General features: G+C 69.4%; 7 protein-coding genes and 2 pseudogenes. 4 read left to right on the plus strand and 5 right to left on the minus strand.

What is annotated here, in order from left to right; genetic code table 11:
- A pseudogene (gene istA, locus G6N41_RS17845) lies at positions 1 to 1,052 on the minus strand (IS21 family transposase); the annotation flags it as partial.
- Positions 1,053 to 1,281: 229 nt separating this feature from the next.
- Here istA and G6N41_RS17850 point away from each other — a divergent pair.
- From G6N41_RS17850 to G6N41_RS17855, 3 genes and pseudogenes are all read left to right on the plus strand, one after another.
- Positions 1,282 to 4,932 carry a PE family protein gene (locus G6N41_RS17850; protein WP_231608568.1) on the plus strand — a complete coding sequence of 1,217 codons (3,651 nt, stop codon included), beginning with the start codon at positions 1,282 to 1,284 and terminating at the stop codon, positions 4,930 to 4,932.
- Positions 4,933 to 5,250: 318 nt separating this feature from the next.
- Positions 5,251 to 5,760: a hypothetical protein gene (locus G6N41_RS30085; RefSeq protein WP_231609059.1), complete on the plus strand. Its 510-nt coding sequence runs from the start codon at positions 5,251 to 5,253 to the stop codon at positions 5,758 to 5,760.
- 234 nt (positions 5,761 to 5,994) lie between these two features.
- Positions 5,995 to 7,209: pseudogene (locus G6N41_RS17855) on the plus strand (cytochrome P450).
- 55 nt (positions 7,210 to 7,264) lie between these two features.
- Here the strand turns inward: G6N41_RS17855 and G6N41_RS17860 are convergent.
- Positions 7,265 to 7,864, minus strand: coding sequence for a TetR/AcrR family transcriptional regulator (locus G6N41_RS17860; protein WP_198965276.1), 600 nt, complete (start codon positions 7,862 to 7,864; stop codon positions 7,265 to 7,267).
- A gap of 411 nt (positions 7,865 to 8,275) precedes the next feature.
- Here G6N41_RS17860 and G6N41_RS17865 point away from each other — a divergent pair, with 411 nt between their 5' ends.
- The gene (locus G6N41_RS17865; protein WP_231608569.1) at positions 8,276 to 12,031 is read left to right on the plus strand and encodes a PE family protein; all 3,756 of its coding nucleotides are present in this window, start codon (positions 8,276 to 8,278) and stop codon (positions 12,029 to 12,031) included.
- Positions 12,032 to 12,744: 713 nt separating this feature from the next.
- Here the strand turns inward: G6N41_RS17865 and biuH are convergent.
- The 3 genes from biuH to G6N41_RS17880 form a co-directional block, all read right to left on the minus strand.
- The gene (gene biuH / locus G6N41_RS17870; protein WP_198967909.1) at positions 12,745 to 13,458 is read right to left on the minus strand and encodes a biuret amidohydrolase; all 714 of its coding nucleotides are present in this window, start codon (positions 13,456 to 13,458) and stop codon (positions 12,745 to 12,747) included.
- Between the two features lie 92 nt (positions 13,459 to 13,550).
- A complete protein-coding gene (locus G6N41_RS17875; RefSeq protein ID WP_198965277.1) occupies positions 13,551 to 14,000 on the minus strand; it encodes a DUF6941 family protein in 450 nt (149 codons plus the stop codon).
- Positions 14,001 to 14,218: 218 nt separating this feature from the next.
- Positions 14,219 to 16,051, minus strand: coding sequence for a DUF4407 domain-containing protein (locus G6N41_RS17880; protein ID WP_198965278.1), 1,833 nt, complete (start codon positions 16,049 to 16,051; stop codon positions 14,219 to 14,221).
- Positions 16,052 to 16,182: the final 131 nt, after the last annotated feature.

The following is a 16,182-nucleotide window of genomic DNA, read 5'->3' on the forward strand; positions in this document are numbered from 1 at the left end:
TAGGCAGACCGCGCCGTGATCGACCACCACTGCCACGGTGGTGCCGATCAGCCGGGTGGGTACCGAGTAGCGGGCCGAGCCGTAGCGCACACAGGAGAGTCGGTCGACCTTGTGCAGCACCGTGGGCGCCCCGATCTGTAAGCGCAACGATGGAAGTGGTTGCAGTACTTGGCGTTCGGAGACCAACCGTTCGTCGGGAATCGCCTGAATCTCCGAGTGCGCCAGGGCATTGACCTCGTCGCACCACGCCGCCGCAGCGGCGTTGGCGGCCCGGATGTCGATCGGCACGCCGTCGACAGCGGACTGGGTCAGCAGCGGCACCGCCAGGTCGCGTTGGGCATAGCCGCACAGGTTCTCCACGATGCCCTTGGATTGTGGGTCGTTGGCGTGACAGAAGTCCGGGGCGAACCCGTAATGGGTGGCCAGTCGGATGTAATCCGGGGTCGGGACGACCACATTGGCGACTACCCGCCTTTGAGGCAGGCCATCCGATCAGCCAGCACCCACGCCGGGACCCCGCCGATCGCCGACAGGGTTTCGGCGATCAACGCCAGCGTGGTCGAGGCCTTCTGGTCGGCGGCGAAACGCACGAATCGCCACCGGGAGAATGCCAGCACCGCGCAGAACAGGAACAATCCCGGTGCCGCTTGGGCCCAGTCGATCACCAGGTACTGCCCTGGTGACCATACCGCTGGACGGCGCCCGCAGTGATTGGCGCTGCGCCACAACGTCTTCGCCTCGGCAACAAGACGCCGGAAGTTGCGATCCGAGCCTTGGTAGCCTGCGGTGCGGGCGATCGGCAGCAGCCGCTTGGCCGAGATCCGGCCTCCAGATTTCTCGACACGTTCGGCGACCAGCTCGGCCACCGAATCGTAGTTGTGCCCTCGTTCGGCCCGCCGTGCCGGCGGTATGCCGGCCTGGTCGGCCTCGAATTTGTCGATGATCTTCTTGACGGTGCGATGCGTGGTGCCGCACGCGTCGGCGGCGGCCCGGTACGACCCGAGCTGTTGATCGGCAGAAATGATGTCCATGCGGTCCTTCACAGACTTCAATGGAACTCCCCGGTGGTGATGGCCATTGGTTGGCGCCTTCACCGTCACCATCGGGGCCCACAGTTCCTGATCGACACGACGAACACGGGTGGATACTTTTATCTGGCCAAAACTGGATACCTCGACTTGGCCACCAGTGGCTACTTTTTCATGGCCACGGACAACCTCGAAATCTGGGCTGGCAAGGCTGGCCCACGGAGCTCTCGTCAACGAGTGGGTAGGGGTGGGAATGTCGTTTGTGAATGTGTTGCCGGAGTATGTGGCCGCGGCTGCGTCAGACCTAGCGCGGATCGGGTCTTTGGTCGGCACCGCCAATGCACAGGCCGCGGGGGCCACTACCAGCGTGCTCGCCGCTGTTGGCGATGAGGTGTCGGAGGCGATTGCGGCGCTGTTCGGCGCACACGCTGTCGAGTATCAGTCCATCAGTACGCGGATGGCGGCCTTTCACGACGATTTCGTGCAGACAATGCGCGCGGGAGTGGGGTCCTACGCGGCCGCAGAGGTGGGCAATGCTGCACCCCTGCAGGCCGTGGAACCGGCTGCGCTGCAACTGATCAATGCTCCCACGCAATCCTGGTTCGGGCGTTCGTTGATCGGCAACGGTGCCGATGGAGCTGCCGGCACCGGGCAAGCAGGCGGGGCCGGCGGCATTTTGTGGGGCAATGGCGGCAATGGCGGCTCGGGAGGCACCGGCCAGACCGGCGGCGCTGGTGGGGCGGCGGGATTATTCGGTAATGGCGGTGCCGGGGGCGCGGGCGGCGCTGCCGGCGCGTCGGGCACCGGTGCTGCTGGCGGGGCCGGTGGCAGCGGCGGGATTCACTACGGCAACAGCGGAATTGGCGGCGCCGGTGGACAGGGAATGGTCGGAGGTGCGGGAGGCTCCGGTGGTTGGTCCGGGCTCTGGGGCGCCGGTGGTGCCGGTGGGGCCGGGGGCAGCGGCGCCCTCGACGGCGGGGTCGGTGGTGCTGGCGGAAACGCCGGGTTGCTGGGTAGCGGTGGTACCGGTGGCGCCGGTGGTGGTGCTGGTTCGGGCGACGGCGGGGTCGGTGGCGCTGGCGGCGATGGCGGCCGGTGGTATGGCAATGGCGGGGTCGGTGGTGTCGGCGGAAGCGGTGCAGCTGTCGGTACCGGTGGCAACGGCGGTGTGGGGGGCGACTCCGGATTTTGGGGTAACGGCGGGCGCGGTGGTGCCGGCGGGGATGGCGGCACCGGATTGGCGGTCGGCGCCGGTGAGTCCGGTGGAGTCGGCGGTGACGCAGGTAGCGGCGGCGCCGGTGGTAGCGGTGGCTGGTTGATTGGTGCCGGTGGGGCGGGCGGCTCGGGCGGTATCGGGGGCACCGGTGGCGCCGGTGGTACCGGAGCTGACGGGCTCGTGCCGGCTAGCGCCGGTGGCATGGGTGGCAACGGCGGCAATGGCGGCGCCGGTGGCATCGGCGGTGCTGGAGGCAAGGGCGGCTTGATCCGCTTCCTGGGCGGCCAGGGTGCCGGTGGGACCGGTGGTCAGGGCGGTGCCGGTGGGCGCGGCGGCGACTCGGGCCTGGGTGGCGCTGGTGGCGCCGGCGGGTCCGGATCGACTACGGGCGACCGTGGCGCGGACGGGGCCATTTCCACGTCTGGCGGCAACGGTGGCCGTGGAGCCGACGCCGTGAGCGCCGGTGGCGACGGTGGTATCGGCGGCGTCGGTGGTGATGGCGGGTTGTATGGCAACGGCGGTGCCGGTGGGGACGAGTATGTCGGTGCTAACGGTCAAGATGCCACCGTGTCGGGTGCCTCCGGTGATGTCGGTGAAGCCGGTGGTGCCGGGGGCGCCGGTGGTGCCGGGGGCATGGGCGGTGGTGCCGGGGGCATGGGCGGTGCGCTGGCAGGCCATGGTGGTGACGGCGGTGTAGGTGGGGCTGGGGCTACCGGTGGAGCCGGTGGGCTTGGCGCGGGTGGGGTTGATGGTGTTACTGGCGCCAGCCTCGATGGCACCGACGGTGGCGATGGTGGTGTCGGTGGGGCCGGCGGTGCGGGTGGCGCGGCTGGCCAGGCCCAGGCCGCGGGGTTCTCTGACGGCGTCCAGGGAATGGGTGGGGCCGGCGGCGGTGGCGGCGCGGGCGGGACTGCCGGTGACGGTGGCAATGGCGCTGACGCGGTGGCGGGTTCTGGCATGGCCGGGGGTGACGGCGGTAACGGCGGGAATAACGGTGCCGGCGGAATCGGTGGAGTCGGTGGAAGCGGTTCCACGACGGGCGCACACGGGGCCGACGGGGCCGCGCCCACGACTGGCGGCAACGGCGGCGCCGGCGGCGCCGGCGGTGACGGTGGATTATATGGCGACGGCGGTGACGGTGGTGCCGGTGGGGACGGATACACCGGCTTTGGGGGAATTTCGTCGGTCGTAGGCGGTAATGGCACCGGCGGCGGCACCGGTGGGTCCGGTGGCAGTGGTGGTGCCGGCGGCATCGGCGGCGCTGGTGGCCAGGGCGGAGACGGTGGTCGAGGATTCGACGGCACCAGTTTGTCGCTCGACGGCAGCGACGGCAGCGACGGCGGTGCCGGCGGTGCCGGCGGCTCCGGTGGCAATGGCGGAGTGGCTGGCCAGGCCCAGGCCGCCGGCTTTGCCGATGGCACGCAGGGTGTCGGAGTTGACGGCGGCACCGGCGGGGCTGGGGGCGGCGCCGGTAGCGGCGGTGACGGAGCAAACGCGGCCGCGGGTTCTGGTCAGGCCGGCGGCGATGGTGGTCACGGCGGCGACCCCGGAGTCGGTGGGGCCGGCGGTAGCGGCGGTAGCGGCTCCACGATGGGTGCCGAAGGCGCCGACGGCTTCAGCCCAACCAGCGGCGGCAACGGCGGCAACGGTGGCGATGGCGCCAATGCCACCCTCAACGGCGCCAGTGGTGGTGCCGGCGGATCGGGTGGCGACGGTGGGCTCTACGGCAATGGCGGCGATGGGGGCGACGGCGGCAACGGAGCCTCCGGCACAAACAGCTTCGGAGGCCTCACCCCCGGACAGGACGGCGGGGACGGCGGCGACGGCGGGGCGGGCGGAATCGGCGGAGCCGGCGGCAGCGGAGGATCCTTGGCAGGCCACGGTGGCGAAGGCGGCGATGGCTGCAACGGCGGCGCCGGAGGTAAGGGGGGTGCCGCCAGCAACGGTGCCAACGGAGTGGCCGGGGGCAACCTCAACGCTGGGGACGGCGGAGACGGCGGCGATGGTGGGACGGGCGGCACCGGCGGTAACGGTGGCGACGCCGGTCAGGCTCAGGCGGCTGGATACGCCGACGGCACCCAGGGCTCCGGTGGTGACGGCGGCAACGGTGGCGCGGGAGGGAATCCGGGCGATGGCGGCGACGGCGCTAATGCGGTGGCGGGTTCCGGTGCGACCGGTGGAAATAGCGGGGACGGCGGTGATCCCGGTGCTGGAGGGGCTGGCGGCAAAGGCGGGACCGGTTTGACCACGGGTAGCACCGGCAAGGCCGGGACCAGTCCCACCAGTGGTGGTGGCGGCGGCGACGGGGGGACCGGTGGCAGCGGCGCTACCGGAGCTAAAGGGGGTACCGGTGGGGCCGGTGGCGACGGTGGGCTCTACGGCAACGGCGGCGATGGTGGCACGGGCGGCGCCGGCGGCAAAGGCGCTACCGGTGCCAGCGGCACGACGCTGGGTCTCCCCGGTGACACCGGTGCTACCGGAGGAACCGGTGGTGACGGAGGGGCTGGGGGTCTCGGAGGAGCCCAAGCCGGCAACGGTGGCGCTGGCGGTGCCGGAGGAACCGGCGGAGTCGGCGGCCAGGGCGGCACCGGCGCCACCGCTTTGTCGATGCCCACGGGCTCGGGCGTGCCAGGTGGTGGCGGGTCTACCGGTGGTTTGGGCGGCACCGGCGGAACCGGCGGGACGTGAGGACTCGGTGGCCAGGTCCAGGCAGGCGGGTTCCAGGACGGCGCCGACGGCGCCGGGGGCGCCGGTGGCCAAGGCGGAATCGGTGGTACCGGCGGAACCGGCGGTGCTGGCGGCAGCGGTAGCTATGCCACGGGGTTTGGTACCGGGGGAACCGGGGGTTCGGCCGGCCAGGGCGGCAGTGGGGGCGGTGGCGGCCTCAGCGGCGACGGATCGAGCACCGGCGAAACGGGGGCATCGGGCAGCGCCGGAACCGGTGGTACGGGCGGCGTCGGCGGTGACGGCGGCGACTCGAACAGCGGCAAAGGCGGTCGGGGCGGCTTGGGAGGCGCGGGCGGCACCGGCGCGACTGGCGGCACCGGGGGTAGCGGAGGGGACGGCGGCGATTCCTACTTTGGCTCCAATGGCGGCACCGGCGGCACCGGCGGCACTGGTACCTCGCAAGGCGGAGATGGTGGCTCGGGCGGTGACGGCGGCGACGGAGGCGATACATCGGGCGGGCTAAGCAGTGCAGGTGATGGAGTGAGCGGTGGAGCCGGCGGATTCGGCGGTATCGGGCTCAACGGTTCAGGCGGTGACGGCGGCCATGGCGGGGCCGGCGGAGCGGGGGGCCTGGGCACCGATACGGGAGTCCCACCCTTCAGCGTGACCGAACCCGGGGGCGCGGGCGGAAACGGCGGGGCCGGCGGCACCGGTGGGATGGGAGTAGTCGATGGGAGCGCCTACCCCGGCCAAAACGGCTCCGGCGGAGCCACCGGCGGGGCACCCTCAGGCATCAATGGCGGCTCTGGCGGTAACGGCGGTCAGGGAGGCTTCGGTGGCGGAGGCTAGGGGCCGGGCGCCGGCCAGCGCTATCGAGTCGGTGTGCGGCTGGCGCGGGTGAGAACCGGTTGGAACGGGTGGGCCTGGATCTCTCAGCGTGAGACAAACCTCGCCATGTTGGCCTCAGTATGCGCAGGTATGACGCCCGCGCTGAGATTGACAGAGGTCATGGTGCTGGGGGGCCGTTCTAGACTTGTTGCCGCGCCGTTGACGTGCCGTTTTCTGCCCCCCCAGGCTGGAGCAATGAAAGTCGCGAGCGATGCCATGACATTTTTTGGCACCGAATCTCTGCAGAATCCGTACCCGCTGTACGAGCGTATGCGCGCGGAGGGGCCGGTGCATCGCATTGCGGACTCGGATTTCTACGCCGTGTGCGGCTGGGACGCGGTCAACGACGCCATCAGCCGCCCCGAAGACTTCTCGTCCAACCTGACCGCGACCATGACGTATTCGCCGTACGGAAAAATCGCGGCGTTCCAGATGGATCAGCTGGGCGGGCCCACCCATGTGTTGGCCACCGCGGACGATCCCGCCCACGCGGTACACCGCAAGCTGTTGGTGCGCCATCTGGCGGCCAGGCGCATCCACAGCTTGGAACGGTTCATCTCCGAGACTGCGGAACGGCTTTGGTTCGATGAATTGCAGGGCGGGCGTATCGAATGGATGGACGCCATCGCCAACCGTTTGCCGATGATGGTCGTCGCCGAACTCATCGGCCTGCCTGACGCGGACATCGCCCAGTTGGTCCAGTGGGGCTACGGCGCAACCCAGCTGCTAGAGGGGCTCGTCGACCAAGACCAGCTCGCCGACGCAGGCATCGCTGTGATGCAGTTCAGTGGCTATATCACCGAGCAATTCGCCCGGGCCGCAGCCGACCCGCAGGAGAATCTCTAGGGCGAGCTGGCTACCGCGTGTGCGACCGGGGAGCTGGACAGCCTGACCGCCAACCTGATGATGGTGATGCTGTTCGCCGCCGGGGGTGAGTCCACGGCATCACTGCTGGGGAGCGCGGCGTGGATACTGGCCACCCGCCCCGACATCCAGCAGCAGGAGCGCGACAATCCGCAGCTGCTCGGCGCGTTCGTTGAAGAAACGCTGCGTTACGAAGCCCCCTTCCGGGGCCACTACCGGCACGTACGAAATGACACCATGCTGGGCGGCCTGGATCTGCCTGCTGACTCGCACCTGCTGTTGATGTGGGGGGCGGCCAATCGAGACCCGGTCCAGTTCGATGCGCCCGAGGAGTTCCGCCTCGATCGGCGGGGCGGCAAGGGCCACATCAGTTTCGGCAAAGGGGCTCACTTCTGCGTCGGGGCCGCGCTGGAACGCCTGGAGGCACAGATCGTGCTGCGGCTGCTGCTGGAACGAACCACAGTGATCGAGGCCGCCGATGTCGGGCGATGGTTGCCCAGCATGCTGGTTCGCCGGCTGGAAAATCTCGAACTGGCCGTGAGGTAAGGCCGCTCTACAGCGGTGCAACACCATTGATAACCCATACGGGTTTGGGCCAAAGCTATGAGACGGGTTCGGCGACGCGTGAGTTGTTTGCGTCAAGTCCCGATTCGTGGCCAAACGCCGGGCCGATAAACCGGTGCACGAGTTGGTGTTCGGTCTCCTCGTCCTCGGCGGGCCAAAGGATCAGCGACAGCACCACTCGAACCAGCCACCCCCCGGCCTGGTGATCACCGCCGGTGATTCCGGCAAGATCAGCCGCGAAGTTGGCTACCAGCTGGGAACCCACGAACCACTCGGCCCCGTCTGCGCTCTTGGGGAACGATCCGACAAGATGCCGGCCCAATGGGTCGGAACGGACACCGGCAAGCGCAAACTCGACCGAGGCGACCACTCGCTCAGCGCCAGTGAGGCTTTCGGCCTGTGCGCGAACGGATTCGACGATGCGCGCCGCGGCCCGCGCGATGACAACATCGCGGATCTTGGCTTTGCCCCCGGCGTAGCGATAGATGGTCGCTCGCGAGCAGTGCACTCGGGCGGCTAGCTTGTCGATGTCGAATGCGCTGAGTCCGTCGCTTGCGATCAACTCGGCGGCTGCGTCGTAGATCAGTTCGGCGGCGACGGCACTGCGGTCTCCGACAATCCAATTCTTACCAGGCATTTGAGTGGGCGTCCTTTCTGTCGAACCACCGGTTTTTAGGTTTGTTCTCGTCGCGAGAAGGCATCCGCGACTCAGCCCTTTCATCAGTGCGGGTAGCTTTCTCGCAATTGATGGGTGCGGGCGAGACGTGTCAGCAGGGTGGGGTGCCGGTTCCGGCCATGGCGGGACCACGGCCCGGTTTGAAACAGAACCATATTCGGCTTTTTTCAGCTCTTCTCGCGATTCGCGGAGTTGAGACGGCCGCAGTAATAAATCTCCGGGTAACCGCAGGTGGCGGTCCAGCATTGAGACGACACCGCCGACGGTGGTTGCCGGGCGCCTTTCAAGTTTCGCGCGATGTATCTGAGCTGCGGATATTGCCTCAGGATGGCCCTATCGTGAGGGCCACTTCTTTCAAACCTGGGGGTGAGAATGTCGCTTGTCACTGTGTCTCCGGAGCTGGTTGCCGGAGCCGCGTCGGACTTGGCGCGGATTGGGTCTTCGATCGGGGCGGCCAATGCCGCGGCAGCGGGACCGACCACGACGGTGCTGTCCGCTGCTGCCGCTGAGGTGTCGGTGGCGATTGCGACGTTGTTCGGTACTCACGCGGCCGAATATCAGTCGCTCAGCACCCGGATGGCGGCGTTTCACGAACAATTTGTGCAGACGCTGACTTCCGGCGCCGGAATTTATGTCAGCAAGGAGACGGCTAATGCATCGCTCATATCGGCCTTGCAACTCGCGGAACAGAATGCGCTGAACGCGATTAATGCGCCCACACAGTCATGGTTGAGACGTCCGTTGATCGGCAACGGCGTGGATGCAACGCCAGGGTCCGGCCAGGCTGGTGGAGCCGGGGGCTTGCTGTGGGGTAACGGTGGTGCCGGCGGCTCTGGAGCGGCTGGTCAGTCCGGTGGTGCCGGCGGGTCGGTCGGGTTGTTTGGCAACGGCGGCGCCGGCGGAGCGGGTGGAATCAGCGCGGCGGGCAACGGCGGTAGTGGCGGTGTCGGCGGGCGTGGCGGGTTGGTGTACGGCAACGGCGGCGCCGGCGGTGCTGGCGGACAGGGTGCGTTGAGTGGCGGAGCCGGGGGTGCCGGCGGAGGGGCCTGGTTGTGGGGTGCCGGCGGAGCCGGTGGATCCGGTGGTGAGGGCCTCGCTAGTGCTGGTGGTGGCGGTGGTGCCGGTGGAAATGCGGGTCTGATCGGCACCGGCGGTCTGGGTGGCGCTGGTGGTGTTGGCGGCCAAGACGGCGGGGCCGGCGGCGACGGCGGCAATGCCCCGCTGCTGGGGCGCGGCGGCACGGGTGGTGTGGGCGGTGCCAGCGACGGCTCCGGCAACGGTGGGGCCGGCGGTGACGGCGGCGTCGGTGGGGGCTTGTTTGGCAGCGGTGGGGCCGGTGGGTCTGGCGGAGCCGGCGGCGTGCTCGGAACTGGCGGTGACGGCGGCTCCGGTGGCGCCGCTGCCGGGTTGTGGGGTGCCGGGGGCAGTGGGGGTGCTGGCGGAAACGGCGCAGACGGAATATCGGGCGGGATTGGTGAGTCCGGCGGCAACGCGGGGAACGGTGGTGCCGGCGGGCGGGGTGGAAGGTTGATCGGTGCCGGCGGCGCGGGAGGCTTCGGCGGCGTCGGGGGACTTGGCGGAGCGGGCGGTGCAGGCGCCAACGGGATTGCCGCGGCTAGTGCTGGCGACGGTGGTGGAAACGGTGGCAGCGGCGGAGCCGGCGGGGTTGGCGGTGATGGCGGCAAGGGCGGCCCGATCAGATTCTTGGGCGGTCGGGGTGCCGGCGGGTCTGGTGGTGAGGGCGGGGCCGGCGGCGCCGCGGGGGATGGCGGTGATGGGGCCGTGGGTTCATTCCTGACCGGAACTGGCGTCGGTGGTGCCGGCGGGCAAGGCGGTGATCCCGGTTTGGGTGGTGCTGGCGGAGCCGGCGGTCGCGGCTCGGTCCTGGGTTCACACGGCGTCACCGGTCAGAGCCCGACCAGCGGTGGTGACGGCGGAAATGGTGGTCGCGGCGCGGACGCGATCGACCCAGCTACCACAGCAGGTGCTGGTGGGGTTGGTGATGATGGTGGCCGGTACGGCAACGGTGGTGTTGGTGGTGCTGGTGGTGGTGGTTACCGCGGCTACGACGGGATGTCGGTGGTTGGCGGTGACGGCACTGTCGGTGGGGATGGTGGTGCCGGTGGTGCTGGCGGGGCCGGTAGTGCTGGCGGGGCCGGTGGTACCGGGGGTATCGGTGGGGACGGTGGCCGTGGTTTTGACGGTACCGAGCTGAGTCTGGATGGCACCGATGGTGGCAGTGGCGGTATGGGTGGTGTTGGTGGAGCCGGGGGCGACGGTGGTGCCGGTGGGTTGGCGCAGGCCGTGGGATTCTCCGACGGCATCCGAGGGGTCGGTGGAGCCGGTGGTGATGGTGGGGCCGGTGGAGCCGCCGGTCATGGCGGCGATGGCGCAAACGCGGCCGCCGCCTCGGGGCTAGCTGGGGGCAGCGGTGGGCACGGTGGCGATCCCGGTGTCGGTGGGGCTGGTGGAGCCGGTGGAACCGGCTCGGTTACCGGTGCCCACGGCACGGACGGGCTGACCCAGACCACTGGCGGCAACGGCGGTGACGGCGGTAACGGCGGCAGCGGTACGACGGGTACCACCGGTAGCAAAGGTGGTGCTGGCGGCGCTGGTGGTGACGGCGGGCGCTACGGCAATGGCGGCACCGGAGGTACCGGATCGACCGGCACGGCCGGGTCGAGCGATGTGATGGGTGCCAACGGTGGTGCCGGTGGTTCCGGTTGGGCAGGTGGCGATGGCGGAACCGGCGGCCGAGGCGGAAACGGGTTCAACGGCTCCACCAAGGCCGGCCTTAACGGTGGTGACGCGGGCGACAGGGGCGCTGGCGGCGTCGGTGGGCCCGGCGGCAACGGCGGCAGCGGTGCAATCGGTGTCGCCGGCGGGGCGGGGGGAGCCGGCGGCGACGGCGGGCTCTACGGCGACGGGGGCGACGGCGGCAGCGGCGGCAACGGTGGCGCGGGCAAAGCCGGCGCCGCAGGTGTCTCAGCCGGCAGCAACGGTGAAGCCGGCGGGCAGGCCGGAGCTGGCGGCGTGGGCGGTGCCGGCGGCAACGGCGGGGCGAACGCCGGTAATGGTGGTAACGGTGGCGACGGCGGCGTCGGCGGAACTGGCGGGGCCGGCAAGGTCGGGACCACGGGTCCGGCAGGTGGCGCGGGCGGCGAGGGCGGTGACGGCGGCAAAGGCGGTACCGGCGGGCGCGGCGGTAATGGTGGCGCCGGCGGTACCGCGCAGGCGGCCGGCTACAGCGACGGCAGCCAGGGTGTCGGCGGCGACGGCGGTGCCGGCGGAACTGGTGGTACGGCCGGCAACGGCGGCAAGGGCGGCGCCGGCACCTGGGCAGTCAACAACGGGATCGGCGGCAAGGGCGGCAATGGCGGAAACGCCGGCACCGGCGGGACCGGAGGGTCCTTCGGCACCGGCTCCCAAATTGGCAACCACGGCAGTACCGGCCACTTGGGTGACGGCGGCGACGGCGGCACCGGCGGTGCTGGGGCGAACGCGACTGCTCCCGGACAAGACGGAGCCGCCGGTGGTGCGGGCGGCAACGGCGGCATAGTCGGCGACGGAGGGGTGGGCGGTAAGGGCGGCGACGGCGCCGCCGGCACCATAGGCTCATCGGGTACGGCGTCAGGAGAAGCCGGCAAGGACGGTGGTGACGGCGGTAAGGGTGGTGATGGCGGTGCCGGAGGCGCTGGCGGTGCCGGTGGCAAGGCCGTGTCCGGTGTGGGCCAGAACGGCAGCCAAGGGGCCGGGGGCAATGGCGGTGCTGCTGGTGACGGCGGCAACGGCGGCAACGGCTACGACGGCAACAACGGCAGCGTTCCGAGCGGCGGGACCGACCGGGACGGTGGCGACGGCCAGGGTGGTGGCGACGGCGGGGCTGGCGGCGCCGGCGGGGCTGGAGGAAACGGCGGTGCCGCGGGCGCTGGTGGGGGTGGCACTCGAGGAGCCGGTGGTGACGGTGGTGACGGCGGCAACGGGGGATTCGCCGGTAACGGCGGTCTTGGGATGGACGGACTCGACGCCACCTTGACGAATCGCGCAGGCGACGGCGGGGACGGTGGTGGGGGCGGCCAGGCCTTTGCCGGCGGGGCCGGCGGCGCTGGCGGGACTGGGTCCACTTAGGGCAGCGCCGGCACCACCGGCGCCTGGAGAGCCGGCGGCGACGGCGGCTCGGGTGGCGACGGCGGCGACGGCTTCGGTCTCTGGAACCCAGGGGAGGGCGGTCGAGGCGGTTCCGGCGGAGACGGGGGCACCGGTGGGGACGGTGGTGACGGCGGTAACGGTCGCGTCGAAATCTGGGAAGGCAGAGGTGGTAATGGGGGCAACGGTGCGATCGGGCCTGGCGGCGATGGCGGGGACGGCGGGGACGCCCCGAACCAGCAACGCGTAAGTTCCAGTTCGCCTGGCTACGAGGGCGCTGATGGCGGTAACGGTGGCGACGGCACCATCGGCGGGAACGGCGGGAACGGCGGCACGGGCGGCCCCGGATACGATGCGAGCCTTGCCGGCGAGGCAACGGCGGGTGGCGAGGGCGGTGACGGTGGAGACGGGGGCAAGGGCTTTAACGGCGCCGGCGGGGCCGGTGGTGACGGCGGCGCCGGCGGCAGCGGAGCGCCCGCACCGTTCGGTAGCGGGGGTGCCTACGGAGGTACCGGCGGTCAGGGCGGTACCGGTGGCAGCGGCGTCATTGGTGGTATCGGGGAGGGCGGCAAGATCGGCGACGCTGGCTTCGGGGGCAATCCGCCCAACAGCCAAACCGGGGAAGGCGGTTCCGGCGGAGCCGGGGGCGCGGGGGGTGCGGTCGGCGACCCCTCCAACTGACCTCTTTCGGACCGCTAGCCGCGCCTGTCCCGCACTTTGTTGAAAGCCTCGAGAAGCGCTCCGTTGGTCGCATGGGCGCCGAACACACCGCCCTGCATGGTGATCATCTTCAGGGCGGCAAGGTGATTGGTGTAGTCGGTGGCGCCGGTGCAGTCGGAGAGCAGTAGGCACTCGTACCCTCGGTCGTTGGCCTCGCGCATCGTGGTATGGACACAGACATCAGTGGCGATGCCGGTGAAGATCAGATGGGTGATGCGGCGGGTCGTGAGGATCAACTCCAGATCGGTGGCGTAGAAGCTTCCCTTGCCAGGCTTGTCCACGACTATTTCTCCTGGCAACGGCGCCATCTCCGGGATGATCTCCCATCCCGGCTCACCTCGGGTGAGGATGCGTCCGCATGGCCCGGCCACACCTATCTCCGCCCCGATTCGCGCAGATCTCCACCGCTTGTTGGCCGGGAGATCACTGAGGTCAGGCCGCTGCCCCTCGCGGGTGTGCACAATCAACAGGCCCAGCTTCCGCGCGGCTTCGAGCACGGTCTGCGCCGGGCCCAGGGGGGTACGTACCAAAGACAGGTCGTAGCCCATGGTGTCGACATAGCCGCCTTGACCGGCGAAGTCGACCTGCCAGTCGATGTTGACCAGCGCTGTCCGCCCGATGGCAATGTCGCCGTCGAAAGGCCAGATGTACGGGTCGGCATCGACGGTGACTTGATCCTCAGTGCTTATTCAACCGCTCTCCTGCTGCAATCGATATCACGCCGTCCGCTGCAACGCCACCATGAAAGTGTCTTCCGCGGTGCGCATTCCGGCGCAAGCCATCACTCCGAAGGCGCCGGTGGGACACCGGGGCCGGTCACCACGAACGACTCGACCGCCGTGGCTCTGGCATAGCCTTCGACCGCCACCCGCCACTCATATATGCCCGGTTCCAGGGGAATGCCGGCAGGAATGTTGAGGGTGAGCGGCATACGAACCGACGTACCGTGGATAGCGCCGGGCGGTCGCCCTGCCTCGGCGGAGGCTTCGAAGAGCACACGCTGCGGCCCGTTCGGCCCCGGCACCACGACCAAGTCACCATCGGTAGTCAACAGCTGGCACTTCAGCTTGTGCTGCTTGTTGGTCTCATTCCAGTCAATGTCTACGAAAAGCACCAAAGCAAAAGGGGGCGTGGGTGTTTGGCACTGTCGCCAACCAAGGCCGAGGGTGTGGATCTTTCCGGACTGAACGTCGGCATGGGCGGCATCGGCAAGAAAGACGCTGACCTTCATGCGCGGACCCGCATCCCGACCGCTCGTGCGGGGAACTCCTTTGGGCTGGACCCTGCGTTTACCGCCGTGATGAGATCCACGAGATTCTGTCCTGCTCCCAATCCATATGAAATCCGGCCAGATACAACGGTGGGTGTCACTGCTGTCGGCACCGATTCCACGCGTCGGCAGGATAATACGCCGCGGCTGTGGTGCGACCGCTGTCGCAAGCCGCACGACTATTTGCCGGGCGGGAGCTGGCGCGGACCGTCGGGCGACCGCAGCTCGCGTGGGCCCTCCCGTTCGGCCAATTCGCGCCGGCCGTGCTGCTTTGTCGTCCCGACCGGCAGTCCCACCGCATCTGCGGCAGGCACCTGCCCCAGCGAGGGCTGCCCCACGTGGGTTTCCAGTCCTTCGCCGGCTTCGGCCCAACTGCCGGATTCGGTGTCGCCGCGTGACGAAGCGATGCGATTGACGGGGGCTGGAGCATCGGCACCGGCGGATTGGGGTGCGGGCTGCTCGCGATGGTCGTCGGAACTCTCGGTGCTGACCGTTACCTTGCGCGTGCGCTTGAACGAAAAAGCGATCTCCTCAACTTCTTCGAACACCTGACGCGCGCTGCGGATCGGCTGCGTGGTGTTGTCGATGACACGCGCGACGAATGGGGGCACCAACGGGCGAATCCAGCGCGCCGCGGCTTTTGTGGCGTCAGGAATCGACGGGATCAGCGGCGCCGCGCGGTCCTGCTCGTGCCGCTCTACCGTCGGGCTCGACTCGACCTGCGCCGGAAGGTGATGCCTCGTGTCAGTGTTGGCTTTCGCTGCCCCGGCCGGCAATTCTGCGACTGCACGGCTGGCGGCGGCTTCTGCTTCGGCTGCGATCGGCAGATACATGTCTTCCTCCACTGGCTCGTCGGTACGTTGCGACGAAGCGCGCACCGGAAGCTCCAGTGCTTCGATGACGCGGCGGCGTTGTTGCTCACGGTCGATTTCGGCCTGGGCCTCGATTGCCATACGGGTCTGATTGAGTTGGTGCTCGGCCCGCATGATTTCGGCGGCCTTGCGCACTTCGGCCCGTTTGACCGCGATAGCGGTGTCCGCGTCGAGCTCGGCACGGTCGCGCTGCGCGCGCGCCGCCGCATGGCGGTCGTGAGTCGTCTCGCCCCGCCAGAGCCACAGGATCAGCGGCAACAAGTACACAAGCGCAAAGAACGCGATCGTCAGCAGCCGCAACGCCAACGCGCCCTTGCTGGCGAACGTCAGCGCGTTCATCGCCACCCAGTGCGTGCCCAGCCCGCCACCAGCATTGGCGACCACCGCGCGTTGGGCTTCGGCGAGCGCTTGCTCATCGCGAGCCACCTTGGCATCCAGGTCGGATGCTTGGCGATCCCGGGCCGCCAGCGCGTTGTCCAACTCGCGTTGCGAGTCCGCGAGAAGCTGATTGGCCGTTCGTGTTTCGGGTCCGCGACCGGGAATGCCGGTGATCCTGGTCTGTGGGCAGTCCGCCGTTGGGTGGTACTCGCACCGGGCAACCACCAGGGCGCTATCCAGATGGACACGAGCTTCTTCCACCGCGTTATCCAGCGAGCGGCGCGCCGTGCGCGACTGCCGTAGCGACTGCGAAGCCGCTGCCACGGCCGGGGCTGTCTGTGCGTTGCGCAGGGCATGTTCGTCGAGGTATCGCTCAATCGAACCGGAGAATGCGACAAGCGCGGCGAGCTCGCCGACCACCACGCCGACGGCGACCGCGACCGCGGCGCGTCCCACGATGCTGGGCCAGCGTCGAGTGAGAGCACTAGCGGTGCCGCGGGTAACCGCTCCAATCAGCAAGCCGAACACCAGTGTCACGCCAACCACGGCCCAGCCGGGCCAGCTCGTCGATTCGCGCACCGCCAGCCCGGCGACGAGCCAGGCCAACACGGCTCCGAAGGCCACAACAGCGCCCGCGACGGCGTGCGTGGACCTCTCATGGCGCTCACCGAGTTCACGCCAGTGCCCGCCACCAAGCCAGGTGAGCAGCCCCTCGATCCGCGAGGTGGTCGAGCGCTGCTCAGGATATTTCTGGGCGCACATCAGACTCCAAACACCTCCAATTAGTTCAAGGGTGGCAGGCCGGCGCCCGACACACCGAATCGAGGCGGCCGCATGTGGGGTTGTTCACAAGTCACCAGCTCATGTTGCAGATCACACAGGTCGATACCCCA

Origin of the sequence: Mycobacterium shottsii (assembly GCF_010728525.1) — a bacterium.
GTDB lineage: Bacteria > Actinomycetota > Actinomycetes > Mycobacteriales > Mycobacteriaceae > Mycobacterium > Mycobacterium marinum.